We start from the raw sequence: 26,881 nt of genomic DNA on the forward strand, positions 1-26,881 counted from the left end.
GAGACGATGATATCTCTGCATCTCAAGAAGTCACGCACCCTGCGGTTCGCCCCGTTAGTACTCGCAAGCTGCGCATTCGTTGCGTGCGGCGGAGGCAACTCGAGTGGCACGCCGCCCATTGGTACGATCCAGGGCACCGCCACCGGCGGAGCACCGTTGGCCAACGCGCTCATTCAAATCACTTGCAAGAATGGCTCAGCCAATGTCTCCAGCGACGCGAATGGTGCTTATACGGCAACATTTGCATTTGACAGCCCCTGCGAAATTTCGGCGACGAGCGGCGCTACCGTGCTGCATTCATTTGCGACGGGTACGGGAACCGCCAATATCACGCCTCTGACCGAGTTGCTTCTGACGTATTTGGCCACTCAATTGAACACTACGCTGGATGGATTGGTGTCCGGCGTCAGCACGAACCCCGCCTTTCAAAGCGCACTCACCAACCGCACGGTGATCACCAACGCGGCGAACGGCGTGAAAACGGCCATTCAGCAACAGTACGGGGTCACGCTTTCCACGACTTCATTCTTGACTGTGCCACTTACTCCAGGCCAACCGGCCGACGCGGACCTGCAACAGCTGCTGACCAAAGGCGCGATTCAGGCGGACGGGGAACCCGCACCGGCGCTGGTCAGCGCTGTCATCGTCGCTGCGCTGGGTGCTTCCACCATCCCCGGTGGCGGTTTCGTTAACCCCACCGGCGGTACGGGTGGCACGGGTGGCACTGGCACAGCCGCGCCGTAATTCGTCTGTCTGTGCGGACAAGCGACGCACGGACAGATCGGCAGCGACGCCCTAGACAGCAGGAGTCGCAGAGCGTTGCATATGATGGCAACGGTTCGATCAGCCATGTTTTGATGAACCGGCCATCATGCTCACGCGAATATCGAATCAAAAGATATAGAAAGCCGGCGGCATGGCACGAACCAAGTGTAGATAACTTTGTTTTTTCTCAAATACTGAGACCACGAGCATTACTGCTCGAATAGCGGGTTTTAAGACTATATTGGCCAAAAGATTTCGCCAAATGCCCCCCGCCTTTAGCTTGGCCTCAATCCGCCAACATCTTGGCAACTATAGCCACAACAAATTATTCGACGAAAACCTTGGTTAGGATGCCAAGCGGCGACAAGCTACGAACATCGAAAAATGTCGATGGGCCTGACACGGGGACGTCATATGGGATGCGCGTATGAACTCACAAGCATCAACACGCTGCCTACAGGAAATGCGTGTCGATCAGGCGCCGCCCGCCGTATCGGGCTTCCTGTGTTCAATGGTTTTGCACTCCCCGCTGCAGCCACCATCGTAGAGATCTTTCAAGCAGCCAATGCTTTAAATCGTTCAGGCAAAGACGACCGGAACGCATACGAGGTCTGCCTCCTATCAACCGCTGGCGGACGAATTGCAAGTTCGTCGTCGGTACTCGTCTGGACAGAAAGTGTGGAGGCCTACGCAAACTCGGCCGACTTCCATGCAATCTTTGTCGTAGGCGGGACAGGTGTCGCCCAAGCCCTGCGCGACGTCCGCCTAGTCAATTGGTTAAGACACGCCTATCCGAGTACCGAACTCGTCTTTTCACTCGGTGAGGGACGCCTGTTGCTCGAGGCGGCCGGCGTACGCCAGAACTCGAAAGCTAACAATAACCGCCTGCATTCCGGCGCCAATATGAGTCGCGTGTCGTCGTCGACTGACAGCCTGGATGCACTGCAACCCGCGCTTTCCCTTGTGGCGAAAGATTTTGGTGAAGACGCCGCACGCCAGATATCGAACTGGGTAGCGCCGCCGGCACCTACGAAGTTCAGTTCGATCGTCCGAAAGAACCTGGCCGGCTGTGTGAGCGAAAAGATTCGCGAGTCGGCTCGCTGGATCGAGGCACATGGCGATCGTGCGATATCGGTAGACGACGCCGCCCAGGTGGCTGCCATGAGCGAACGAAACTTTTTGCGGCGCTTCAAGACGGAAATAGGCGTCACCCCTTCCGACTATTTGCTCTACGTGCGCCTCGACATGTGCTGTCGTCTTCTCATCGACCGCGACCTGCCGATCGATAAGATCGCTCGCCGATGTGGCATCGGCAGCGGCGGCCGCTTATCGAAGCTGTTTCGCCAACACCTGGGAATAACACCCACCGAGTACCGCAAACAAAACGGCCACCGAGGTGGTGCGACCGATGCGCCCCCTCTCACGTCATTACCTTAATTGCTCGGGCCAGCCGGCTTCCAACATCAACGGGCCCCATTTCTGGCAATCGCGCAGTCGTTCTCCAGTGGATGACATCTCGCACATACGCATCGGCATGCCCGGTCCAGATCCCACCTCAGCTACCACCACACAAGGAAATTCCAGTGAGCCGGTTTTCCAAACAATCTTCAGAAAATGAAGCGTTTTGCCGCGATACCACCAAAGGCATATTAATGCTTGCCATTGTGATCGGCCACAACAAGATCACACAAGATTACCTTCACCTCCTCGCATTCCCAATTTTGTATTTTTGGCATGTGCAGGCATTCTTTATCCTTCCGCACCCAGAGGGATCAAAGCCACACATAAAAAAATCACTCGATTACCTCATCAGATACATGACACCGTACTTGATATTTTGTGTCGCAGTCTACATTGCAGAATACATCACAAGAACAAATATCGCCTCGCCCACAAATTCCGCACTTTTGATCCTTGCCGGATCGGCATCTGCGTTACAACAAGGAATAATACTCGTAGTCTTGTGGTTTCTTCCAACCCTGACCAGCTTCATGATCGCACGCTGCGTCATTTCACAATTTCCAGCACCAATATCCCTAGCCGTCAACACTGTTCTTTTTATCGGCGGAATCGGTGTTGCTGCGGCCGGACACACGCGAGCACCGAACCTCTTGCCGCTCAACTTAGGCATTGTCCCGTACATCTTTTCGATGAAAATAATTGCCGACGGGATCCTCAATCTTTACCAAAGACACCACAAACTAAAAAGAGAAATTGTTTTCGCAGCCGCACTGATCCTAGGATTGTCAGCATACTGGCTAATAAAAACCGGAGACGTCATTAACGTTTCCTACTATAGACTCGGTGAATCACCGATCAGCATTGCGATTGGACTAATGGCTCCGGCATGCGCACTCGTCGTAATCATGGAAGCAACCGTTTTAATCCGCTTCGGCTCGATCATCCGATCACTCGGTAAGTACTCGATGCAAGTCTTCTTGCTTCACCAGTTTTTTCAAATCCCCATCTGTGCGGTTCTCATGAAGAGACTACATCTGGAGCAAGGCTCACTGATCGCCTTTGTGACGATGGCCGCTTCGGTCGGAGCCACCGCGCTGCTTTCGCTTGCCGTAGGCAAAATGCTATGTGCACTCCCACTCGCCAAGCGGTTTGTCTTTCCAAGTGGGTGGAAAGAATTACTTGGCGGTGGACGACGCGCACCCGCCGTTACCAACAAAGAGCTGACGGACACGCTTCACTCTTGAGCCTTTCGTCCGGATACAGAATTATCAACGGCGGCTTTGAGTTTAGGGACGATCACCTCATCGTATGCCAGATTGTTTGGGTGTATTCCATCGATCACACGGTGGTATTTCTGACGCAAGTTTCCGTCGCTATCGGAAAGGAGCGGATTCAGATCGACAACCAGACAATCTGGCGTCGAGCGACATGCGGCAAAAGCTGCTTCATTGATCAAATCGATGCGTGCATTCCATCCCGGCCGGACCTTCGGGGCCTTCTCGTCCACCCGAAAAATTCCAAGCAGGACAAGTTTTGATTTGATCGCAAGGGATTTAATCAAATACCGATAATTCTCGATCGTTTTCTCATCGTGCGATACTCGAAACTGAAGATCGTTGACTCCACCTTCCAAAACGATGGTTGCCGCGCCACCTAACGATTTATAGCTGGACAAACGCGATACGATTCCCGACGTCGTATCGCCCACGATTGATAGATTGAGCAAACGAGGCCCGAGCCGCGCCATATCCGGCATATAAAAGAGGATGCTATCGCCGATCAATATCGTCGATCCCTTCGGCGCCAGTTCGTCAGCCAGCGACTGCTTGGCGACCGCCACCTTATAAGCTACCCGATAGGTCTGCGCGAGATCGTCTTGCTGGCCACGTGCAACAGTGGAAAGTACGGATAGTGCTACGAGCGAAGCAGCACGAGTAAAGAATATGCAATCCATGGTTTCGTCCACGGCGAATCAACAAAACGTTTTTTCAACACCGATTTCCACGTCTTATTTTTTAGCTAACGCTCGTTCCTTTCGAATGCAAAAAAAACACGGAAAAGGTGGCTTTGCTTTGTCGGCTCTCTTCCGGCCACACGCCACAGCATATCCCATTCCCTTTTGGCTCGACGCACGTGACCGATCAGAGCCATATGTTGTCAAATTCGGACCAATCAACAATGACAGAATCGCCCGCACCAACGCAGTGAATAGAAACGTACACATGCCGAAATCGACACTTGCTTTGTCTGGGTCACTGCTGCTTGTAATGGGCATGTTAGGCACAGCACAGGCGCAGACGCAGACACAGACGAGTGGCTCTTTCGCGTCGAGTAACCCGTCACAAGCCAGGCCCTCGCGACTTGGCAGCGGCGCCCCCCCCAATCAAGGCGGAAGCACCGCGGGCTTCGGTTCGTCGAGCACGGCGGTGCTGGACAATCTGCTAGGGGCGCCGCGCGACTATTCCGCTTCACCCGACGGTTCGACGACGACAGATCAGCAGTTCGACCCGCTGCTTGGCGGGCCAGCGGACAATTTTGACCCGAGTTCCTCCGGCAGCACATCGCCGCTCAAGAATGGGGGCGGTGTGGCAGGGGGCGGTATGGCACCCAACACCGACGGCTATGCGCCCACACCGACGGAACGGGCACTCGTCCTCGACGATACGGGACTCGGTACAAACCAATCGCCGCAACTTCACGTCATCACGTCAAAGAAAATGGGCACTGCGCGTAAGGCCGACGTGTCGCAAGCGATGCATCTGCACGGACTCACTCAAACGCCAACGGACCTCACTTCGATCCCTGACTCCGTTACGCCGTCCATCACGCCGTCCCTTATCCAGCCAGCTGCCCCGCATACCAGCAACGGCAATAACGTCGCCGCCCAAGTCTACGCATTACCGTGGTGAATGGCGTTGCCATCAACTCGCCACTGATGCGATCACCTTCAGGTACTGATCCGTCACGCGATCCCAGGTATGCTCATTGGCCGTGCTCTGCGCTGCGGCACCGAGCCGCCGCCTTGCACCCGTATCCGCCATGAGCAGGCCAACTTTCCTCGCAATATCTTTTGCGTCCCGCTCGATCAGCAAGCCGTTATGTCCGTCGTCGATGATATCGACGATCCCCCCAACAGCTGTCGCCAGGACAGGCTTCGCGCACGCCATCGCTTCCAACACGACCAGCGGAAGCGCCTCATAGGCGGTCGGCAAAACGAACGCGAAGCACTGCCTGAAAAGGTCCCCGGGGTTGCGTACTGTCCCAAGGAAGCGAACCCGGTTTGAGACGCCCAAGGTCGCGGCGAATTTTTGGTACTCCTCGACATTACTGCCGCGCCCGCCAGCTACCCACAGCACGACATTGCCAGGCAGATGCGTTAGCGCCTCAATCAGAAATCTAAGTCCCTTGCGCTCGAATTCGTGCCCGACGAAAAGTAGCGGGATTTCATTTACAGAGGCACTGGAATCAGCGTCGTGCATTTCCGTGCCTTGACTGAACCGGGCGGTGTCCACACCATTCTGGATGACAAGCGTTTCGCGCTGGCCTTTGATCATACTGGCGGCCTCTTCCAGCGTCGGCCTTGATACGGCCACGACCGCGCGTGCCTCGCCGCGCCCCAGCACCCACTTTTCCCTGACGATACGCGCTGTAAATACCGGATTCAAAAACCTAACGAGGCTCCACATCTTCGACTCGCGCTCCATTACCGCTTGTGCGCTGAAGACGTTGTGCAGGACTATCACGTCGCCAATCAGGATTTCAATGTTGTGATTGACGATCAGATAGCCCTGCTTTCTGAAGCTCGCTGCAGTCCACGTGCCTAAGGCCATGAAGCAAAGAATTTGTAACGTGTGGCGGGCAATCCGCGAAGCTTTATGTGTCGGCCGCCAAGCCTTGAGTTTCTCCCCGAACCATGTTGTTCTCACCGGGACCTTACCGGCAAGCTCCGGAATTGACGTGTCGGATAGGACAACCACCTCACAATCGCGTCGCGCCAGACCGAGCGCGGTTTCGATCAGGACGCGGCCTCCACCCGATCCATTCACATCTCGCCCACTGATCAAAACCTTGATGTTTGCCGGCGTGTTCATGTCGTCAAGTAGCTCGATTTAAGCTGCGATCCAGCGTTGGGCACGTTCGCACGAAACGCTGGCGCGTTCGCCAAAAGTTCCGTCATGTTCTTGCGAAACATCTCGATGGAAAATCGCTCTGCGTTCTCCCGGCAAGCGCGCGGATCCATCGCAGGACCAGCCTCAAAGCGTCGAACCGCGTCGACGATCGAATCCACCGTCTGCTCAGCGAAGAGCGTTCCCGTCAGGCCGTCTTGCACGATCTCGCCCGCTCCGCCGGAACCATAGGCAATAACGGGCGTGCCGCATGCTTGAGCTTCGACCATGACGATACCGAAATCCTCCTCGGCCGCGAACACGAACGCACGCGAGCGCTGCATCAACTCCACGACCTTGGCGTCCGGTTGACGGCCAAGCACTTCGATGTTCGACACACCCTTCGCGGCGCGCTCGAGTAAGCTTCGGTCGGGCCCGTCACCGATCACCAGCAGACGCCGATCGAGACACCGAAATGCCTCGGCGATCAACGGCACTCGCTTATACGGTACGAGGCGTGCCGCCGTGACGTAATAGTCCCCCTTCTGCTCGCACAACCCGAAGCGCTCCGTATCCACGGGCGGATAGACCACTGGCACCACCCGCCCATAGATTTTGCTGATACGTCGCGCGATGAAATTTGAGTTGGCAACAAATTGATCGACGCCGTGCGCGGTCCGAACATCCCATAGCCGCATGTAATGCAGCATGGCACGGGCCGCTAAAGATTTCGGACCACGCAGCAGCGAAGCCTCGCGCAAATACTGATGCTGGAGATCCCACGCGTAGCGGATCGGCGAATGCACGTAGCTCACGTGCCACTGATTGGGACCCGTCAGCGCACCTTTGGCCACGGCGTGCGAGCTCGATATGACAAGGTCGTAGCCGCTTAGATCCAGCTGCTCAATGGCGAGCGGCATCAGCGGCAGATACGCTCGATAGCGTCGGCGCGCAAACGGCAAGCGCTGAATAAAGCTCGTTTGCGCGGTACGCCCACCGAGAAAGCTGCGCTGATCCTCCGGCAGGAAATCACATACGGAGAAAAGATCAGCCTCAGGATAGAGATAGAGAATCTGTTCGAGAACACGCTCGGCACCGGCATAGGTGACGAGCCAGTCGTGAACCACTGCGACACGTTTGCTCATGATTGTGTTTCCGTGACGAGTGCCAGCATCCGTTCTGTCCTGGCGCTATAGGTGTGTTCACGCGCAAGATCGATGCGCTGCTGTTGCGCAACGCCGTGCCCCGCGAGCGCGTCCTCTATGCCTTCGATGAACTCGGCGACCGACTTCGCGAGCCGAACCGTTTTCGCATAGTCCACAAGCGACGGCAGATCAACGCTTACAACAGGCCGCCCGGCGGCCATGTATTCGAAGAATTTCATGGGGAACATCGCCGCCGTATACTCGTTCAGCTGATTCGGCAGTATCGCGACATCGAAGCCCTTCAGATAGGCCGGAAGCTCCGCGTACGGCCGAGGGCCGATGAGATGAACGTTCGGGAGATTGCGCAACACCGATGCGTCCGTCCACGGGTCACCCTCGCCGACTTGACCGATCAACACGAGCGACCATTCCGGATGCGCGTGGGCCACCTCCTGAAGCAGCTCGAAATTGACCTTATAACCGCTGATTGCGCCGATAAAACCGATGCGCGGATGGGGAATCGTGGCGAGATCGTCGGGAACCAACGTCGATTCATCCAACGCACGCGAGAAGTGATCGAAATCCGCCACGTTCGGAAAGTAGTACGTCCGCGGATTGAGCGCTCGACGAGACGCCTCGAGCGTCACCGAGGTCACGAAGACGATGTCGGCCTGTTGAACCAGGGCGCTTTCTGCGCGCATGAGCGTATCGGCCGGCATACCCGGCATCGCTTTGATCTCGTCCACGCAGTGATAGACGACGGAGCGCCAGCGCTTGAGATCCAGCAATTCGGTGCTAAGCGGGCTATACGTCCACAGGATCGCGTCGCGCATGTTCAGTTTGAACATCCACAGCTTGAGGCTGGCAGTCAGTATGAGCCGATTGATTTTGCGCACCCACGGCAACCCGTGAAAGGGTAGCAAGATGGGAGACCAGACCCATACTTCCTCGCGAACGTGCCGCGGCGGCTTGAGGCCGCTTACCAGACGGCGCCAGATTCGGCTGGCGTCGCTCGACGAAAGGCTCGGACGGCGCAATCCCAGCGAGTCGATATAGAGAACTCGGAAATCACGCCGGCTCAGCTCCACCGCGACGTGCTGCTTGTTCGTCCAAAAAGGGTTGTCCCAATCGGCCGTGGACAGCAATACAACGTTTTCTCGACTCATGTCGCCGTTCTCCATCTTGCGAATATGGAGCGAACGTCCCCCCTGAGCACCGGCACAGCGGTGATGAACGCGATCCAGTAGGCCGCGAACCACAGCGCCGCCTCCATCATGCCGAGCCCCCCCTGCCCCACGACGGCAAGCGAGGACAACGCATATCCAACCGAACCCAAAGCCAACCATGCAAGACGGCCGACGACGACAGGCCAGACATCGAGTGCGCGCGCACTCAACACGAGCAGCACGACCCCGTAGGCGCAACCGCCCACGCCGAGCACACTCGGCCCGAGCACACGATAGAGGCTGAAATTGATCAATGTGTTGGACAGGAGTGCGACTGCCATGAAGCGAAACACCTCACCGTTGCGTAGCTTCGCGCTCAGCGCCTTGACGAGCACGTAACTTGCGACCTGCGCCCAAAAACCGACTGCGTAGCCCCACAAGATGATTTGCGTGAGATGCGTCGAAGTCGCGTCGAACTGCCCACGCTGGTAAATGATCGCGATGACCCAATGACTATTGACCGCCAGCCCCGTTGAGAACGGCACGGTCGCAAGTAGCAAGGGAGGCATCAGGCGGCTCAGCGTCGCATAAGCCTCAGCATCGCTCATCTTGCTGATCGTCGAGAGCCCTGCCAAGCCGAGCGGCACGGCAAAGAGCAGGATGCCCGTGTCGCTGATCAGCTTGGCATAATCCAACGCCGCGGACGTGCCGACACCCAATAAAGACGCCACCGCGCGCTCCGCGACGATGTTGCCCTGTAGAAGGATCGGCACGAGAACGAGCGGCTTGACGATGTGCCAGAATTCTCGGGCGACACTACGGACATCCTCGCGCCTCAAGCCCGACGGCAATGGCACCCAATTTTGTCGAACGATGCGGGCGCAGCCCCACGCTGCGTAGATGACGTAGGCGACGGTGAAGCCCCATGCGAGCAGACTCGGCCGATTGAGGGCGAACGCCGCTAAGGTGCCGGCGATCATGCCGGCGCTTTGCAGCGTCGCGCGAGCCGAAGCGAGCGTGTAGACCCCGTGCCCCATCTCGAGATACGAAAAGAGCCCGCCCGCGATATAGAACGGCACGCCGAGTCCCATGATCTCGACGAATTCGATCGTCAACGCGCGCTCGCTGGCGCCGAATCCGGGCACCAGCACGCCGATCCAGTACGGCGCGCCGGCCAGCAACAGCGCGACGGTGACGACCGACGCCGCGAGGAGCAGGCCCGCGATCCACCAGAAAAGGGCACCGGCCCGATGCGCGTCGGTCTCGCGGTAGCGCGTATAAAGCGGCAGGAATCCCGCGGATAAACTATCGGCGGTGAAAAAGTTCACGGGCACGAGCGTCGCCGACTGCGCCGCACGCAGCGACGCAACCATACCCGACGTGCCGAAGGTAGCGGCAAGCAGTACCTCACGCAGCACACCGGCCAGCTTGCCCGCGAGCGATCCCGAGAACAGCTGCAGAAATGATCTAAGCATGTTCCTGCGCCATCGAAATCGTCTTGGTACGCCGCGCCGATAGTGTGCAAAAAAGCCCCAAGTAAGCCTCGACGCAAGCTGCGAGAGAAAACGTCGTCGGCAACGCGCCCTCTGGCAGCACCCCAATGGTCAAAGCCCGATCCAGCGCACTGGCCACTGCGTCTGCGTCGTGTGGCGGCACACTGGATACATGCGAGCCGAACATCGCTTCGTCAAGCACGCCCCGCGAGACCACGCACGGCAATCCAACCGCTAGGGCCTCCAGCATGTTGAGTGGCAGCCCTTCGACGCGGGTCGTCGTAAATAGCATCACGTCCGCTGCTTGCAAATACTCCAGTAACGCCTCGCGCGCAACGCCGCCGGTGAAATGCACCTTGTCCCGCAGCCCTAGCCTCGCCGCGTGCTCTTCGAGCGCGGACCGCTCCGGCCCATCGCCAACCACTAGGTAACGCACATGATCCACGCGCTGTGCAAGCAGCGAGACGGCATTGAGGCTGAGATCCACGCCCTTTTGCTTGTGCAAACGGCTAGCGGACACCACAACGCGAACACTATCGTCCCACCCGAGCATCTTGAGCAACCGCTGGCGGCTCTGCGGATTGGACCGAAACATCGTGGTGTCGATCCCATTGCTGATCAACTGCACCCGCTCGCCAGGCAATGCCCAGCGTATCGGCGCTGACAACATGTCGGCTTCAACGCGCTCACCTACGGCCACGACGGTGTCGTAACGACGATAGGCGCGCAGGTCGTTAAAGATCCACCCAATGTTTCTCAACGAGCTGAGCCAATTGCGCGGCGTACGCGTGCGCCACTTCGAGAGAACCTCGCCCATCGAAGTCCCATGAGCCTGCATGACGAACGGAATGTGCGCATAGTGCGTGCGCAGCTGCAACAGCGCATTGGCCGCGGCACTTACGCTGAGCACCGCTTCGCAACTCGACGCAAGCTGCTCGAACACCCTCCGGCTGCCGCGCCACCAACCGGCGCCGTACCGCTGCCATGGCACGCCGGACAGTGCAATGATGCGCACACCTTCGTCTTCGAACGTGTGCGGACGTCCCGGCAACTCTGCGGTCACCACCGTGACCTGATGCCCGGATCGAACAAAAGCTCGGGCAAGATCCCATGCTACGGCCTGCATGCCGCCGATGCTGTGGTGGGGCAAGACTCGCGAAAAGATAGCGATTTGCATGGGCCTCTCAAACCAGTTCTTTGTACAGGTCGGCCAACATGGCCGATTGCCTGACGACGTCGAAGTTCGCCTCAACGTGTCTTCGAGCAGCCTGCCCCATTCTTCGTCGAATAATTGAGGAGTCCAAAAGATCCGTCAGGCAATGCGCGAGCGCCGTTACGTCGTGTTCCTTCACAAGCAGTCCCGTTTCGCCATCGACGACAACCTCCGGTATCCCGCCGCTGTGCGTGCCGACCACGGGAATTCCCGAGGCCGCCGCCTCGAGCAGAACCATACCTAGCCCTTCCGCATCGCCCGATTTCGCGGTAACGCTAGGCTGGCAAAGCAGCGCGGCCTCGGTCATCATCCGGAGCACCTCCTCCTGTGATCTCGCGCCCATGAACACCACGCGTTTCTCGACACCAACCGTTTGAGCGCGCCGCATCAAGTCATCGCGCAGCGGACCATCGCCAATGATGACAAGCCATGCATCCGCATGTCGCTTAGGCAGCATCGCGAAAGCCCGGATCAGGTCATCGGCCCCCTTCTTCTCAACCAGCCGGCCTACGTGCAGAACAATCGGCTGATCCGCGCGCACCGCAGGCGGCACGATCTGCGCAGTATCGACACCGATGTAATGCAATCGTGTTCGGCTCTCTGGGAATCCCTGTGCGAGAACCTGTTGCCGGATGAACTTGGAGACACACAGAAAAAGTGCTCCGTTTCGTGCAAGCGCGCCACGATGCAACAGATAGTTGGCCCAGGAGGGCTTGCCCGACTTGAGCATGTTGATGCGCCGGGTCGTGATATCGAAGCCGTGAAACGTGGTGACCAACGGGACATCGAGGCGAGTGGCGACGCGCTCGGCGTAAACCGCGTCCACTCCAAAATGAGCGTGGATGAGGCCGACGTCGAACGGGCGCAACAATTCGACGACGGGTTCGGGCTGACGCGTGATCGCATGGCGTACACGTGCGAGCTTCCCCTGATGTCGCGCTACGTCGCTGATTGCAACGCTGGCCATATCGGCAAGCGAGATACCCCATCGCTCACGGCCAACCATGATCGGGCGAAAGCCCGGCAAATGCATTGCCTGCTGCTCGATAAACGGTTCAGACCGCTTGAACAGCTGATGGCGATAGATGGCGACGTTACGCATAGGCAACCCTCGCTTGTGTTGCGAGCGCCGCCGCGCGTATGGGCCGTCCTACGTCAAAGCAAGTCTTGAACACGCGATTCATTTCGATGCTCGGTGAGGTGCTGTGCAATTCGACACGCGAGATAGGCAAAGATAGGCGAGCCGCGCGCCTATCAAACCCGATTAATTGGATGCGTTTTCGTATCCGTAGTAGCTCGCGTAATACGCCCCCGACGTGATGCCATGCCGAGCCACATCAGTGAATAGCGTTCCCTTGACTGACACGCCCGCAGCACGCAGACGCTTTACGACCTCGATGAGCTCCGGCATCGGGTGCCCGCCATGCCGTATCGCAAGCAACGTCGCGCCGGCATACTTGCCGATCACCGCCGGGTCCGTTACCGCGAGGACAGGCGGCGTATCCACAACGACGATGTCGTACTCGCGTGAGCATTGGTCTAGCAGCGTCTTTAGCCGATCGTTAATCAACAGTTCGGCAGGATTGGGGGCTAGCGTGCCCTTGGTGAGGACATCCACGTTCGGAATCGGCTGGCGAAAAATTGCCTCGGAAACATCCACACTGCCGGAAATCACGTCGGATAAGCCCGGCTCGCGCGACACACCAAAGTAATGGTGGATGTTCCCTCTACGCATGTCGGCGTCGATCAGCAGCACGCGCTTGCCGCCACTTGCAAGCACTGCGGCAAGATTCGCCGATGTGAATGACTTACCCACCTCAGGGCGTGAACTGGTAATCGCGACGACGTTATTGGATGCCCCCAGCAATCCGAATTGCAGTGCGGTGCGCAGACTGCGTATCGCCTCGACCGCCACGTCGCTCGGTTGCGACAAAGCAAGCAAATGCGTGCCGGGATGACCTCGAAGCATGCGTTGCGCCAACCGCGCCTGCGCATCGCTGTGGGGGACCATTGCGTAGACCGGCAGGCTGAGCGTGCGCTCGATTTCCTCGCTGTGCTTTACGCCACCGAGCAGCATGCGCCGACCGAACGCAATGAGTGCACCGACAAAGGAGCCCGCCACGATGGAAAGCAGCAAGACGATCAGCTTCTTCGGTTTAACCGGCAAATCCTCTGCGACCGCAGCGTCCACGATACGCACGCTGCCTACTTGGCCAGCTTTGATGATTTTCAGCTGCTGCGCGCTATTGAGCAGGTTTGTGTACAGCTCCGTGTCCACGCGCACATCGCGCAGCAACTGCAACGCGGTCTGTTCAGTATCGGGCAGCGCAGTGACTTGCGTGCCAAACCGATCAAGCACCGACTTGATTTCGCCGATCTGCGCATCCAGTGCCGCAACCGCAGGATGCGACGCGGAAAATCGCAGTGCTAACTCCGCCCGCCTTTGTTGGAGTTCAACCAGCTTTGTCTTGTTTTCTACGATTTGCTGCAACAACAGTTGGCTTTCCTGCGAGAGGTCCACCGTGCCCTTGCGGTTACGAAACGCGTTGTATCGGCTCTCTGCCTGTTCCAATTGCTGACGCAGCTGCGGCAACGCTTCGTCGAGGAATTTCAGCGAATGCTCCGCCTCGGCCGATTTGCGGTCGATGTTCTGCTGGACGTAGGCGTCGGCGATTGTGTTGATGATTTGCGCCGTGTGGGCGCTGTCCGCACCGTCGAGCGAGACGCTGATGATGCCTGACTCCTTTGCCATTTCCGTGATCACCAACTTCTGCTGCAAGTCGCCGATTGTGTCGAGCGTCGAGGAGCGCCTGAGGATGAACTCGGTGCCGGTCCGCGCCGTCAGCGCATCGACAAAGAGAGAGACAGGGCCGCTCCCGTCACTGCCGCTCGCCAAGCTGCCCACGCGCCCATGCAGGACGAGCGCCCCGTCAGCATCGAACAGATCGTAGGCGTCGTTCTTGCGGGCGACCAGGGTGTACTTTTCGTCGTAGCTTGCCTGCGCGACATCAAAGCGCGACACCTTAATGATTTCGCCGCCCCAAGCAAAACGGTCGAAGCCGAGCAGCGGCGCTTTCAGCACGCCGTCGACAGCGTGGCGTGCGTAAATGCGGCCCAGCAGCGGAACATAGCGTGGAAGTGCGCTGATATCGAGATGCAGCAGATTGACGGTCTTGCCGACCACCAGCCGCGATCCGATCAACTCCATTTCCGCGGCCGCGGTCTGCTTGGTATTGAAAATCGATGCAAGTTGGCCCAGCGCGTCGTTTGCCGAGTTGGGGTTATCCTCGACTTGGATCATCGCATCGGCACGGTACTGCGGCGTCGCAATGACGACATACAAAACACCGATGACGAGTGCCACGGCAACGCTGACCGCGATGAGCTTCCGATGCTCCAGGAGCGCCGCGATATATTCCGATAAATGAACTTCCTTGACCGGCGCGACATTGACTGCGAAGTCTTGATTTAACGAGGCCATAGTTAGTAAGCGATTTTTTGCAATGCGCCTAACCACCCGGTAAGACACCGGTCGATTTGCGATAGGGACAACTCGAAGGCACCGCGTCCACATCGGTGCGGGTCGGCGACGTCGATGCCGTCGTACTCACCGATGCAGTACACCTTCCCTTTGGCGAACGGATATCTCGACTCGATCGCTTTGCGCTGCGCCCTCGTCATCGTCAGAACCAAGTCCGCCATGCGTAGGTGCTCCAGGTTCAGGGTCACCGCGATGTGGTCCTTGATATCGATACCTCGCTCTGCCATCAGTTGGATCGCCATTGGATCGGCGCCGTGGCCGGCGATGGCCGCGCATCCTGCCGATATCACATCCACAGCAGGCAAGCGCTGAGAGAGCAGGCCTTTAGCCATCGGGCTGCGGCAGATGTTGCCCTCACACACCACCAAGATCGTCTGGATCATTTCGTCAGCACAGCCCCAGTGAGGCCCGCGTTGATGGCAGGCAGCAGCAGGCTCAACACCCGACTAATGCGGACGAGGCCATTACCATCGACATACACGACATCCTTCGGCTCAAGTTCGAACTGATTTGCGAGAACCATCGAAACCGGTGAATGTGCGTCGAGATGGTAAACCTGCGGCGACTTGGTCAACGAACCTCGGATAACGTATAGCTGCGCCGCATTGGCCGTGTTGCTATTTAAGCTCCCCGCTTGCGAAATGGCATCGCTTAGCGAAAGTCTTCCATCTCTGAACGGGATGGCCGTCACTGGCTTATTGACTTCGCCCATGACAAAGACGCCGTTTTCGTCGCGCGATGTCACGCGCAGCACATCGCCCGTTTTCATTACGATGTTCGACGGACTCTGACTATGTTCGAGCATACTCGTCAAATCGATCCCATACGAAACACCATTGCGCACGAGCACCAATCGACTTTGATCCGCCGTCGGATTGAAGCCTCCCGCTCTGTTTACCGCCTCGTAAAGCGTCATCGGGACGTCGTTGATCGGCACAGCGCCTGGTGTGCGAACTTCACCGTCCACATAGACCTGCTTCGCCCGAAACGACGCGACCCTTACAGTCACCTGAGGTTTCTCGTATGGCCCATGGGACAACATTTCCGATATCAGTTGTTGCGCCTGATCGACGCGCAATCCGGCGACGTCAATCGCTCCCGCATAGGGAAAGTGCACGTTTCCGTTATCGTCGATCACAAAGCCCTGCGCAGGATCCGTCGGACGTGGCGCCGTTTGCTGCTGTGCACCGAGCGCCGCAGCAAGCTCTGGGTGATCCCAAACCGTGATCTGCAACACGTCTCCGGGCGCGAGGGTGTAGGGCGCCGGCTTCCCGAATAGCGCTCGGGTTTGATCCGCACTGGTCTCAGCTTCCTTTTCGCGCATCGCGCTGATGATTTCAGCATTGATGTCCGTCACCGGAATTTGCAGCTCAAGAGGCGGCTTCCCCGCTTCGCCACTCGCGATCTGCAACTCCGCCGGCGCCACCATCCGCATGCCCGGTGCCGCCGTACACGCTGATAAAAGGACGCTTACGCTCAATATCGCGACTAAATGCGTCTCGCGAACAGACGCCGGCCAAAGCGCGTCCGCAACGCGGTTGATCAAAGAACCCATTGGATTTCCTCGTGTTCAGATGCAGAAAGACTCTCTTATGCAAGCCTTCTTCTTTTAATAAGCGTTTCGATTCACAAACCCTTTCACGACCGTGGCCAAAACGATGCGCATATCCAATGCAAAAGACCAATTGCGCAGGTAGTAAAGGTCGTACTCGACCCTCCCCTGCATCTTCTCCAGCTTGTCTGTCTCCCCTCGGTACCCGTTGACCTGCGCCCACCCCGTTATCCCCGGCTTGATGCGATAACGATGGATATAGTTATCGACCACCTTTCGATATAGCTCGTCATGCTCGATCGCGTGCGGGCGTGGTCCCACGACCGACATCTCACCTCTCAATACATTGAAAAACTGCGGCAACTCATCAAGACTCGTTCGGCGCAAAAATGCCCCCACCGGTGTAATTCGAGCGTCGTTACGCGTTGCTTGCCTGACAATGCCCGGTGTTTCCTTATGGGGGCGCATCGTCCGGAACTTATAAATATTGAACACCCGCCCGTCTGCCCCTTTTCTGTGTTGGGTGAAAAAGACGGGGCCTCGCGAAGACACTTTCACAGCGATCGCGATAACGGCCAGCAACGGCGTCAGCGCCAACAGCGCCAGCGCTGCAAATGAGCGATCGAAGATTTCTTTTTTCCACATCGCATGTCCCGGCATCGGTGATGCGACAAGATTGATAGCCGGCTCGCCAAGCAAATCCGTCATGCGGCTATCAAACAGCGATACATTGCTGACATCGGGTACATAACGGATGTTTACGAGTTCGTCTCGGAAAGCATCAACGACCCGAGAAACGGTTCCCTCTTCGGACAGACCCAGTGCCAACCACAATTCCTGTATGCCTTCTCTGTGAATGTGATTCGAAAACGCTTCGAAATCGCGAAACACCGGAATCGCATGCGTGACGATACTTGCCGCTAAATCGTGGCCATCGGTCGCCCAGATCGCTGCGGCGCGAAATCCGCTCGTGGTCGAGGCATCGATCTTCCGCAGGACCTTTCCGGCTTGCGGGCTCGTCCCCACCACCGCGACTTTGCGCAGGTTCAGCCCCGCGCGCCGTATGCGGCCAAGCATGAAATGCACGACGCCGCGAGAGACAATGAGCGCGCCACCTGTCATCCCAGTCCAATAGGCAAACCAGAGTCGGGAAATCAGGTCGGTCTTATGAGTCAAAAACATCAACGCTAGACCACACCCTTGAACGGCTAGCCAAGCGACTGATAGCTGCCCCGCAAAACGGACAATAGAGCGCCCGCGCCAAGACTCGTAGATGCCAAATGCCGGAAAAACAACGAGCGTGAATGCGGCAGCAAACGCGATGAACTCGGTGTCGACAGTTGCGCTGACGCTTTCCTCGAACCGAACTTGTGATGCGGCAAACGCGCCGGCCACCACGAGCGCGACGTCCAGCATGCGCGCTAGCAGACCCTTTACCCCGTTCATGGCTGTCTTCCTCTGGTCAAAGCGGCACCCTTCGCGGGCTGCGGCGTGCGCGTCATACGCGGCCGTACTTGTCGTCAAAGCGAACGATGTCGTCCTCGCCTAGATAAGCACCCGATTGCACCTCGATGATTTCGAGCGGCACTTTGCCGGGATTTTCGAGCTGGTGTCGCACCCCAAGTGGTATGAACGTCGACTCATTCTCAGACAGCAGAAACTTCTCTTCACCGCGTGTGACGTGAGCCGTACCACGCACGACGATCCAGTGCTCGGCTCGGTGATGATGAAGTTGCAGCGACAAACAAGCCCCCGGCTCGACGACGATCCGCTTTACCTGGAAGCGCTCACCTTGATCGATCGAATCGTAATAACCCCAGGGCCGCCTGACTTTACGATGAACATTGGCCTCAAGTCCCTTATCAGCTTTGATTCGCTCGACAACCCCTTTGACGTCCTGAACACGTGAGCGGTCAGCGACAAGCAAAGCATCGTCCGTCTCCACCACGACAAGATTGGATACACCGACACAGGCGATGAGTCGACCATCGGAATGCGCGAAGCTCGAAGTCGCTCCTTCAAGGATGACGCGCCCGCGTGCAACGTTTCCGTTCGCGTCTTTTTCCGACGCCTCCCACACTGCGTCCCACGCCCCCAAGTCCGACCAACCGGCTTCCATTCGAACCGCCACTCCGTACACATGCTCGTCGAATGAACTTAGATGCTCCATGACCGCATAATCGATCGAATCATTAGGGGATCGCGAAAAGTCCTCTGCAGCCGGACAATAGAACGAGCCATCCTGCCGCCCATTGGCATACGCGGCCACGCATGCCTCAAACATGGCCGGCTGCAGGCGACGCACAGTCTCGAGCCAGACGCTCGTGCGCGTGATAAAAATTCCGCTGTTCCACCAATAGCCGCCGGAATTGACGTACTGCGTCGCCAATTCCTCCGCCGGCTTTTCGACAAAGCGCTCTATGCGGTAGGCGTTGCGTCCAATTTCATTTCCGAGCTTGATGTACCCGAATCCCGTATCCCCTCGCGTTGGCGGCACTCCAAGCGTCACAATCGCGCCAGCTTCCGCATGACTCAACGCCACGTTGATAGCTTCTTGGAAAGACGGAACGTCCGCGATCAAATGATCGGCTGGCATTGCGACAATGATGGAATCGCCGGCGTCTGCAGCCGCCGCAGCGGCCAGTGTCAAGGCCGATGCCGTTCCGCGCCGCGACGGCTCGGCAATGATGTGTGCATTGACGGCACTAGCGGCGAGCTGCTTGGCGGTGATGAACCGATGGTCGTCGCCGCAAATCACCAGCGGAGTTGCAACCTTTCTTCCCCTATCGGCTTCGAAGCCGCGCCAACGCTCCAATGTTGACTGGAGAAGCGAGGAGGCACCGGTTATTCCCAATAGTTGCTTGGGATATTGCTCTCGCGACATCGGCCAAAGACGGCTTCCAGAACCACCCGCCAAAACCACGGGCACCACCGGCATAACCGGTTGCCGAGCGGCTTGCACACCGGATGTCAAGGCCGGCTCATGCGTGGATGGATCCACCGTTTTGGCATCTCGAACCTCTCGTCTCATCGCTTAGGACTCCTACGGATACGGGAAACCAATTACCAACACGTGGCTCGGGTTTACACACACTTGCCTGTTGCATGATCAATGTCATAGCCTTACTGCAATGACGACTCAAATCCGGCTATGACATTATTTTTTTGACCTTTGCCTTCACTTTCACAAAGGTCACGTTTGCCGATGTGCGATATCGAAGCAACGCATCATCGCTTCGATGCACCGCTCGTTTGGCTTCAAACAAGCAATTGCATAGGGGTGAAAAATACGGGAAGGCGGATGGCGTATTCGGTCACCCTAATGATCGATTCCGCCAACTCGCTGTGGCGGCCCACATGAGCGCGCTTTATCCGCTCCATCAGGCCGGTTCGCTCAAACTTTCCGTTGCACGCGTATGGCTTTAACGCATCGACGGATCAAACTGTCCACCTCGACTTCCCTCGTCGAAACGATGCACGTTAAAGGTCTAATCTCTATGTAACCCCTGCATGCTCCGCTTCAAAGATTTGATACTTTTTCATCTTCTCCCACAGCACTTTTCGGCTAATCCCCAAATACTGCGCGGTGTCCTGGCGTTTCCAGCCGTTTGCGGTAAGCGCTTCCAGAACGCGGTTTCTGTCAGCAATGTCGCGACTACTACGGTCGCTCACCCCCTCCCTGGAGCGCTCAGCCATCGCCGCTTGGGTCTTCTGCGCATTGGCAAGCAATGCGCGCAGCCGATCGGGATCCCATCGGCCGCTTTGCCTGACGGTCACAGCGATTCGTTCGGCCAAATTGCGGAGCTCGCGAACATTGCCGGGAAATCGCATCTTTGCGATCTCGGCCTCAAGCCACCGCGGCATGTCCGGCAAGGTAGGCATCAGTGCCTTACCGACGGATCCTGCAAAGATGGAGTTGAAAATTGCGACCTTGTCGATAGCCCCACGGGCCTCAAGCGAGGGAACGCTCAGTTCGATGACAGCGAGCCGATAAAACAAATCGACGCGGAACGAGCCGTCCTTGACAAGCCGCGGAAGGTATTTGTTTGTCGCCGTGACTAGCCTGAAATTCACTCGATTCGGCGTGGTCGATCCTATTCGCGTAACCGTGCCATCCTCGAGCACCCTCAGAAGCTTCACCTGTTGGTGCAACGGCAAGTCTCCGATCTCGTCCAGAAAAAGCGTGCCTCCGTCAGCTTGTTCGAAATAACCCTTATGCGCGCTCAATGCGCCGGTGAATGCCCCTTTTGCGTGACCAAAAAACAGCGATTCGAAAAGGCCTTCCGGTATCGCGCCGCAATTGACGGGCACAAATGCCCCTCGCCGATAGCGGCGATGCTTCCTGTGCAGCAAATTCGCGATGCTCTCTTTACCCACGCCGGTTTCGCCGCAAATGAGCACACTCATGTCGCAATCGGCGAACAGGTCAACCTCTTGCAACAATGTCCGCATACAGTCTGCATGTGCGATCAGCCCGTCAGCAGGTGTTTCGCCATCTTCTGCACGCAGGTTCGAGGCTATCCGCTCCACCATACAGCGCAGGGCCGAATCGCTGAAGTCGAGCGGCAGCACGTTCAAACCTTGATCGATTTCTACGCCGTCGTCGGCTTGCGGCGTTGTGCCGACCCAAATGACAGGCGTGGCTGCTGCCCTCTGGCATTCGCAGAGGGCGGCCATCGAACCGTCGAACACACTCGTGTCGATTACTGCCAATGAAGTGCGGAGCCGGTTCATGATCGGCAGTGCCGCGATGTCGTCGGTTCGAACGACCTTGACGTCCGCGCTGCCGGTCAAAGAACGAACGACGCGGTCCACGAGCTGGATTTCTCCTTCCCACACGTAGACGGTGAGACTCCCAACGTGATCAACTCTTGTCATCATCCAGTCAATTGGCAGCGCACATTTTATCGGTCATAGTTAGTCGCTTTTCTCGGCACAGTTGTCGCAGGCCGATAAGCCTTCCTCATGCAAGCATGGCTCGCACTCTTGCGTATGGGCAGACATGCGCCCCTCCAACCTGCCGACATCGGCTAGCCGAAAGAGACTTCCGAGTACTTGATGGACTTTGCGGATTCCGGCCAGGCGACGCTACAACCCAGCATCCGCAGCACCTTGATGAACTCCAACAGCGGCGGCTCTCTGAGCGATCCAACGCCCGTCAGTTGGATAACCAGCCGGGAAGCCACTCGTGGCTGCCTTGCCAGCGTCTCAATCACGAGGTGCCACCAGCCGTCGAGCCTTGCGCTCTGCGCAGAGATACTGCACCTCAGCCGAAACGGGCCCGCATGTTCTCGCAGCATGTCGATCACGGACGTAACCATCCACCTGTCGAGCCGACTCACGAGGCCGAGCCGCTCGAGCGCAGCAAGCTGCTGCGTGGACCTGACGAGCGTGCAGTCTCCCTTCCGACGCCACAGCACGTCATAGTGAGAAATGGGGTCGACGTCATAGCTCCTTTGCACTGCGTCGTATTCGAGGTACAGGTCGCCGCGGCTCAATGCCGTGAGCAAATCCTCGGCCCGCTCCATGTCGGCGACATATCGGCTCCGCCAGCCCAGGCTTTCATCGTGGTCCTGCCGCGCGACCACATCCAACAGGTCTAACGACGAATCTGCGCGCTCCACCACCGTTGTGTGAATCGCGGGGTAGACCAATCGCCCGTAACCATTTTCGACACCCACGCCGAGCAGTTCGATGATTTTGTCGACAAGCTCCGCTTCACTCGGTTTTCTTTGCCCTCCATCCAATTCGAGGTTCGGGCCGTACTCAAATACACAAACAATGTGCTCGCCGCTCGCGGCCGCGAACCCACCCTCCGCTCGGCAGAACTCGCGAGCTCGTCCCAAGACCACTTGACGCACGGTAGAGGCGAGCCCTGGCTCGTATGCCAAGCCAATTCGACGCAGATTGACGATCGAGGCAACGATACATAGCGGCGGGCAATCGGGGCCAGCACCGCCTGCGTCGGAGCAGATAGCCTGCAGAGGCGCTTTCACCAGACTCGCGGCGCGGCTCATGAAACACCCACGGTGTGCGCATGGAGCCGGTGTATGGAATCGGCCCTACACCATGCAAACGCAGTGCTGAGTGCGCGTCGCCCCAGCAACTGATGCGTATGGGGCTGCGCAATTGTTTCGGCGTGCGACGCCGGCCCTTCATTATTCGAAGCTTTCACCACCCCGGCCCCTCTTTTGGCTTGGCTCATTGTTCAGGCTCTTGTGCGCATGCGCCCCAACAGCCAATTTGTTCCTGCCCGCCTACGCGGTGCATGATGGATTGAATTTTCTATAACGCATTTAGCCGCTTGTTTTTTCCCGCCCGACAAACGGCGCGTTACCTACCCCAATTACATGCTTTGTTTTAGGTACGAATTATTTATGGCTTTTCGCACCCAAGCTTACTCGTATCTTAAAAACATACTCGTACACGGATGGCGAATTCCGTCACAGTCGTGATCGATTACGCCAACATTCATTAATGGATCATTCTTGGATAGATGGGCACGCGTCGGCGCATCTCAGCGCGCCGGGAAACGCACCGCTCCCATCACAGTGCACAGACGGTGCCGAACTCATTGGCTGATCGGCGTGGCGAGGCGCGGTGCAAAAAGAGGCCAATGCTCCCGCGATAAACTTCACAAGGCACAAATAAATCTCGAGAACCGCGTGCTTTATCAACCACGATTCCACGCACTGAAGTGGCACATCGAATACAAGACACGGAGTGCCCCACCTACTTATCTCATCCTTCGCGAGCAGATGTGACTCGGATCACTGAAGCATCGATCAGGTTTCATTAACATATTGAAATTCTATTTTTTACGCTTGAGCATCTAAGATTCGAGCAGATTGATATTTTTTCGTCCTCGCCGTGCCTCGCTTCATCACGTTGCGTCGAAGCGCATTACGCCCATCAGAGCGAGCGTTTCTTGTCCGCCAAGACGCGTCCCGCTCGTCACCGCCCCGTCCCCTTCGATCGCCGAGATTTCTTACCAATCCCTTAAACCGCTTCCCCAAAAAATCGCCAATACGAGTACCTCGGCGCGTCAGTGTCAAGGGGTGAACAATTTGTTTTCAGCTTTATGACCCGAGAACAACGCCGACTGATCGAACATCGCTTCGATTCGCGTGGTGTCATTTTGTTTAGTGCTTTAGCCTGTTGCGGCTTTACCAAAAGTAAAGCGAGGTAAACAAACTTTAAACACTAGGACACTCTAATGAATCCCAAAAACCATCCTGCGTGCCGGCCATTTTTTGAGGCAGGCGACCTGTCTCAGCTCAGCGCATACTACGAGGAAGGACGTAACATCATGTGGATGATGCTCAGATCCCAACCACGCCCATGCTTCAACCAGAGCCTGGTTTCGGACATCATAAAACTAGCGCGAGCGGCCCGTGAATCCGCGCTGCGTTTTGATTTTTGGGTGACGGGCTCGTTCGTGCCGGAGATTTTCAATGTGGGCGGCGATCTCAGTTTCTTTGTTGAGGCCATTCGTACCGGACAACGGGACATGCTGATGGCGTACGCGCGCTCGTGTATCGACGGCGTCTATGAAATCTTTACCGGTTTCGGAACTGGCGCGGTGTCGATCGCGATGATCGAGGGAACCGCGCTGGGTGGTGGCTTCGAGGCGGCGCTGGCGCATCACTTTGTGCTCGCCCAAAAAGACGCCAGGCTCGGATTCCCGGAAATCGCCTTCAATCTGTTTCCCGGAATGGGCGGCTACTCGTTAGTGGCCCGAAAATCGCACATGCGACTGGCTGAGGAACTGATCAGCACAGGCGAATCGCATGATGCCGAGTGGTACTTGAGCAAAGGCCTGATCGACCAAACGTTCAATGCAGGCGAGGCTTACTTGGCCACCCGCACCTTCATCGATGTGATGCGTCCGAAACTGAACGGAATACGTGCGATGATTCGCGCCCGCCAGCGTGTGCTGCCGCTCTCGCGTGCAGAACTGATGGACATCACCGAGGATTGGGTGCACGCCGCATTTACCCTCGAGGAGAAGGACATCGCCTACATGGAGCGGCTCGTCATGCTTCAAAACCGGCGAGTGTCCAAATTAAAGCGCGCAAGTTAAAGGCGTAACTGCATGAGTTGCAACTAGTAGCAAGGAAGGTTCAGGCACTCAGCCGGAGCCTTCTGTGCCAAGCCAACCCACGTTTCAAAATCCTCGACTGCCATCGGCCGCGCAAACAAAAATCCTTGCACGAAATTCACACCAATCCGCTTAAGCACATCTGCCTCGGCTTGCGTCTCGACACCTTCAGCGAGTACGGAGAACCCCAGCGCCTGCGCGACTGCAACGATCGAACGCACCAAAGCCTGCGATTTGGGGTTCGTATCGATGCCCTTGATGAAGCTGCGATCAAGCTTGATCATGTCGAGTGGAATGCGCAGCAGTTGCGCGAGCGACGAATACCCCGTTCCAAAGTCGTCCAGATGAATGCGTGCGCCAAGTTTCCGGAATTGATCCATGAGCGCCAGCGCGGTGCCTTCATCCTCAATAAAGCAGCTTTCCGTCAGTTCAATGTCGAGGGGACACGATTTAAGACCCGCAGCCTCGAGGATCTCGCCAAAGCGCTTCGCGATATCGGTATCGCAAAGCTGTCGCGCGGACACGTTGACCGAGATGCGAATATCCAAGCCCTTCGCTTTCCACTTGGCCGCTTGCGTTGCCGCCTCCTTCATCACCCACCGCCCCAATGGGCCGATCAATCCGGACCCTTCCGCATACCCGATAAATTCTGTGGGGGGCACCAGACCGCGCTCCGGCGAATGCCAGCGGATCAATGCTTCCGCACCGTGCACCTTCCCCGTTACGATGTTGATCAACGGCTGGTAATGGAGGACGAATTGGTTCTCGACCAGCGCCTTGCGCAGATTGGTATCGAGCCACAAGTCCTCAGCCACCTTCCAATCCATCTCGGCCGAGAAGAATCGATAGGTATGCTTGCCCGCGTACTTGGCCGCGTACATGGCGGTGTCCGCGCTTCGAATCAGGCGTTCCAGCGTGTTGCCGTGCTCAGGGTACAGCGCGATGCCGATGGAGCAGTTGCCATAGATTTCCATCAAGTCCAGATGAAACGGCGTACGCAAGCGCATTAAAACGCGCTGGGCCGTCTCCTCCAACAGGAAGTTCGTTGCGTTATCCAACAACACCAAAAATTCGTCACCGCCCAGCCGGGCCAGCGTCGCATCGTTCGGCAGGCAGCCTTTTATCACGTCCGACACTTCTTTGAGCAGGCGATCCCCAAATGCATGCCCATAGTGGTCGTTGACCCGTTTGAAATTGTCGAGATCGAGAAACAAGATGCCAATCCGAGATTGCGGCGAACCGCCAGTGCCCGCAAGCGCGGCCTCGATCTTTTCGTTGATCGCGTTGCGGTTCGGCAATCCGGTGAGACCGTCCGTATTGGCAAGTTCGAAAAGCCTGTGCCGTGCTTTGCGCTCCTCGGTGATGTCCGTGCCCGAGCAAATCAAAAACTGATCGTCCGCCCCGCTTCCGCTCCGGACAAACTTGTTGCGGAACAGGAATAGACGCGGACCCTTGACCGTATTGATATAGCGCTCGACGGCACAAGGCTCCTTAGTGGCAAAGAAATTGGAAATGTTCTGCTTTGATTTTTCAGCCTGTTCCGGACTCATAAAAAGCGCATAAGCACTCTTACCCACCACATCCTCTTCCCGCATGCCGGTCACTTCCTCGCACATGCGGTTGAAACGTTGCACGTTTCCATTTCGATCGAGGATTGCAACGAGCGAGTTGACTTCCGACACGACCTGCTCGGCACACGAGAGTCCGTGAGCCAGATCACGCGCAACCGACTCCGTATCGGTGTAGGCGGACGCCGTTCCGGCCCACTCCGTTTGGTTGCACTTTTTTCCAACCAAATGCAGGCGCATCGGGTCGCCAAAGATCGAAATGTCGAGCAGAAGATGCGATGTGACGCCGGTAAAGCTGCGAATTTGCGCTGCCTGATCCGATTTCAGTGCAATGCTTACGTTGGTCATTCCGCGTACGGCCGCCAGCTCAAGTGCGTTGCTATCGCCTCCCAGGCGCCAGCACGGACTAGCCATGCCGAAGTGGGTTTCAAGTATTAAACGATCCTGTTCATCGTCCATTGACGTGCTCCATCAAAAAGACACGTGTTGAATTCGATAGCGCAAACACACAAAAAGCGGTTAGTTCCACTTGGCATTTCATTGCCCAGTCCCAGCCGAGCGCGCTTTCCCGGGAACTGCCCAATTCGCTGGCATTACCGCCTGTTCAGGCATGATGCGATACGCATTATGGAGCCTTCGCCATAGGCACATGGTACCAAATTTGACCCATGTCAAACGGGCCCTGTAAGAACTCAATCGACCTATACGGAAAGTGGCCTAACTAAGAAAGTGATGAATTAAAGCGGGCGCTCGACGCAATGCTATTCATA

At 57.1% G+C, this 26,881-nt stretch carries 20 protein-coding genes; 5 read left to right on the top strand and 15 right to left on the bottom strand.

Annotated features, from left to right (window positions below; all coding sequences use genetic code 11):
- Positions 1-6: 6 nt before the first annotated feature.
- From VL598_RS14630 to VL598_RS14640, 3 genes are all read left to right on the top strand, one after another.
- Positions 7-744: a carboxypeptidase regulatory-like domain-containing protein gene (locus VL598_RS14630; RefSeq protein ID WP_325327450.1), complete on the top strand. Its 738-nt coding sequence runs from the start codon at positions 7-9 to the stop codon at positions 742-744.
- A gap of 435 nt (positions 745-1,179) precedes the next feature.
- Entirely contained in the window at positions 1,180-2,202 is a 1,023-nt protein-coding gene (locus VL598_RS14635) for a GlxA family transcriptional regulator (protein ID WP_325327483.1), read from the top strand.
- 146 nt (positions 2,203-2,348) lie between these two features.
- Complete coding sequence (locus VL598_RS14640) at positions 2,349-3,470, top strand: acyltransferase family protein (protein ID WP_325327451.1); 1,122 nt, start codon at positions 2,349-2,351, stop codon at positions 3,468-3,470.
- On the opposite strand, the gene VL598_RS14645 is transcribed toward VL598_RS14640, so the two are convergent.
- Positions 3,461-4,192: a GDSL-type esterase/lipase family protein gene (locus tag VL598_RS14645; RefSeq protein ID WP_325327452.1), complete on the bottom strand. Its 732-nt coding sequence runs from the start codon at positions 4,190-4,192 to the stop codon at positions 3,461-3,463. The genes VL598_RS14640 and VL598_RS14645 overlap by 10 nt on opposite strands.
- Positions 4,193-4,448: 256 nt before the next feature.
- Here VL598_RS14645 and VL598_RS14650 point away from each other — a divergent pair, with 256 nt between their 5' ends.
- Positions 4,449-5,135, top strand: coding sequence for a hypothetical protein (locus VL598_RS14650; RefSeq protein ID WP_325327453.1), 687 nt, complete (start codon positions 4,449-4,451; stop codon positions 5,133-5,135).
- Between the two features lie 12 nt (positions 5,136-5,147).
- On the opposite strand, the gene VL598_RS14655 is transcribed toward VL598_RS14650, so the two are convergent.
- The 13 genes from VL598_RS14655 to VL598_RS14715 form a co-directional block, all read right to left on the bottom strand.
- A complete protein-coding gene (locus VL598_RS14655) occupies positions 5,148-6,317 on the bottom strand; it encodes a glycosyltransferase family 4 protein (protein ID WP_325327454.1) in 1,170 nt (389 codons plus the stop codon).
- On the bottom strand, positions 6,314-7,477 hold the full coding sequence (locus VL598_RS14660; protein WP_325327455.1) for a glycosyltransferase family 4 protein: 1,164 nt from the start codon (positions 7,475-7,477) through the stop codon (positions 6,314-6,316). The genes VL598_RS14655 and VL598_RS14660 overlap by 4 nt, the downstream gene beginning before the upstream one ends.
- A complete protein-coding gene (locus VL598_RS14665; RefSeq protein WP_325327456.1) occupies positions 7,474-8,643 on the bottom strand; it encodes a glycosyltransferase in 1,170 nt (389 codons plus the stop codon). The genes VL598_RS14660 and VL598_RS14665 overlap by 4 nt, the downstream gene beginning before the upstream one ends.
- Positions 8,640-10,118 (bottom strand): murein biosynthesis integral membrane protein MurJ, encoded by a 1,479-nt coding sequence (gene murJ / locus VL598_RS14670; protein ID WP_325327457.1) that lies wholly within the window; start codon positions 10,116-10,118, stop codon positions 8,640-8,642. Before murJ ends, VL598_RS14665 begins: the two co-directional genes overlap by 4 nt.
- The gene (locus VL598_RS14675) at positions 10,111-11,313 is read right to left on the bottom strand and encodes a glycosyltransferase family 4 protein (RefSeq protein ID WP_325327458.1); all 1,203 of its coding nucleotides are present in this window, start codon (positions 11,311-11,313) and stop codon (positions 10,111-10,113) included. Before VL598_RS14675 ends, murJ begins: the two co-directional genes overlap by 8 nt.
- Positions 11,314-11,320: 7 nt before the next feature.
- On the bottom strand, positions 11,321-12,451 hold the full coding sequence (locus tag VL598_RS14680) for a glycosyltransferase (RefSeq protein ID WP_325327459.1): 1,131 nt from the start codon (positions 12,449-12,451) through the stop codon (positions 11,321-11,323).
- A gap of 162 nt (positions 12,452-12,613) precedes the next feature.
- Positions 12,614-14,830, bottom strand: a complete 2,217-nt coding sequence (locus tag VL598_RS14685; RefSeq protein ID WP_325327460.1) for a polysaccharide biosynthesis tyrosine autokinase — start codon at positions 14,828-14,830, stop codon at positions 12,614-12,616.
- Between the two features lie 2 nt (positions 14,831-14,832).
- Positions 14,833-15,273, bottom strand: a complete 441-nt coding sequence (locus tag VL598_RS14690) for a low molecular weight protein-tyrosine-phosphatase (RefSeq protein ID WP_325327461.1) — start codon at positions 15,271-15,273, stop codon at positions 14,833-14,835.
- Positions 15,270-16,325 (bottom strand): polysaccharide biosynthesis/export family protein, encoded by a 1,056-nt coding sequence (locus VL598_RS14695; protein ID WP_414718726.1) that lies wholly within the window; start codon positions 16,323-16,325, stop codon positions 15,270-15,272. The genes VL598_RS14690 and VL598_RS14695 overlap by 4 nt, the downstream gene beginning before the upstream one ends.
- Before the next feature lie 174 nt (positions 16,326-16,499).
- Complete coding sequence (locus VL598_RS14700; RefSeq protein ID WP_325327462.1) at positions 16,500-17,888, bottom strand: undecaprenyl-phosphate glucose phosphotransferase; 1,389 nt, start codon at positions 17,886-17,888, stop codon at positions 16,500-16,502.
- A 52-nt stretch (positions 17,889-17,940) separates the two neighbouring features.
- Entirely contained in the window at positions 17,941-19,473 is a 1,533-nt protein-coding gene (locus tag VL598_RS14705) for a mannose-1-phosphate guanylyltransferase/mannose-6-phosphate isomerase (protein WP_325327463.1), read from the bottom strand.
- A 464-nt stretch (positions 19,474-19,937) separates the two neighbouring features.
- Complete coding sequence (locus tag VL598_RS14710; RefSeq protein ID WP_325327485.1) at positions 19,938-21,320, bottom strand: sigma-54 dependent transcriptional regulator; 1,383 nt, start codon at positions 21,318-21,320, stop codon at positions 19,938-19,940.
- Positions 21,321-21,472: 152 nt separating this feature from the next.
- A complete protein-coding gene (locus VL598_RS14715) occupies positions 21,473-22,459 on the bottom strand; it encodes an EAL domain-containing protein (protein WP_325327464.1) in 987 nt (328 codons plus the stop codon).
- 1,199 nt (positions 22,460-23,658) lie between these two features.
- Between VL598_RS14715 and VL598_RS14720 the strand changes: the two genes are divergently transcribed.
- Positions 23,659-24,525: a crotonase/enoyl-CoA hydratase family protein gene (locus tag VL598_RS14720; protein ID WP_325327465.1), complete on the top strand. Its 867-nt coding sequence runs from the start codon at positions 23,659-23,661 to the stop codon at positions 24,523-24,525.
- A 23-nt stretch (positions 24,526-24,548) separates the two neighbouring features.
- Here VL598_RS14720 and pdeR read toward each other — a convergent pair whose 3' ends face one another.
- Complete coding sequence (pdeR, locus tag VL598_RS14725; protein WP_325327466.1) at positions 24,549-26,570, bottom strand: cyclic di-GMP phosphodiesterase; 2,022 nt, start codon at positions 26,568-26,570, stop codon at positions 24,549-24,551.
- Between the last annotated feature and the right edge of the window lie 311 nt (positions 26,571-26,881).

The organism is Trinickia sp. (genome assembly GCF_035492435.1).
Lineage (GTDB): Bacteria > Pseudomonadota > Gammaproteobacteria > Burkholderiales > Burkholderiaceae > Trinickia.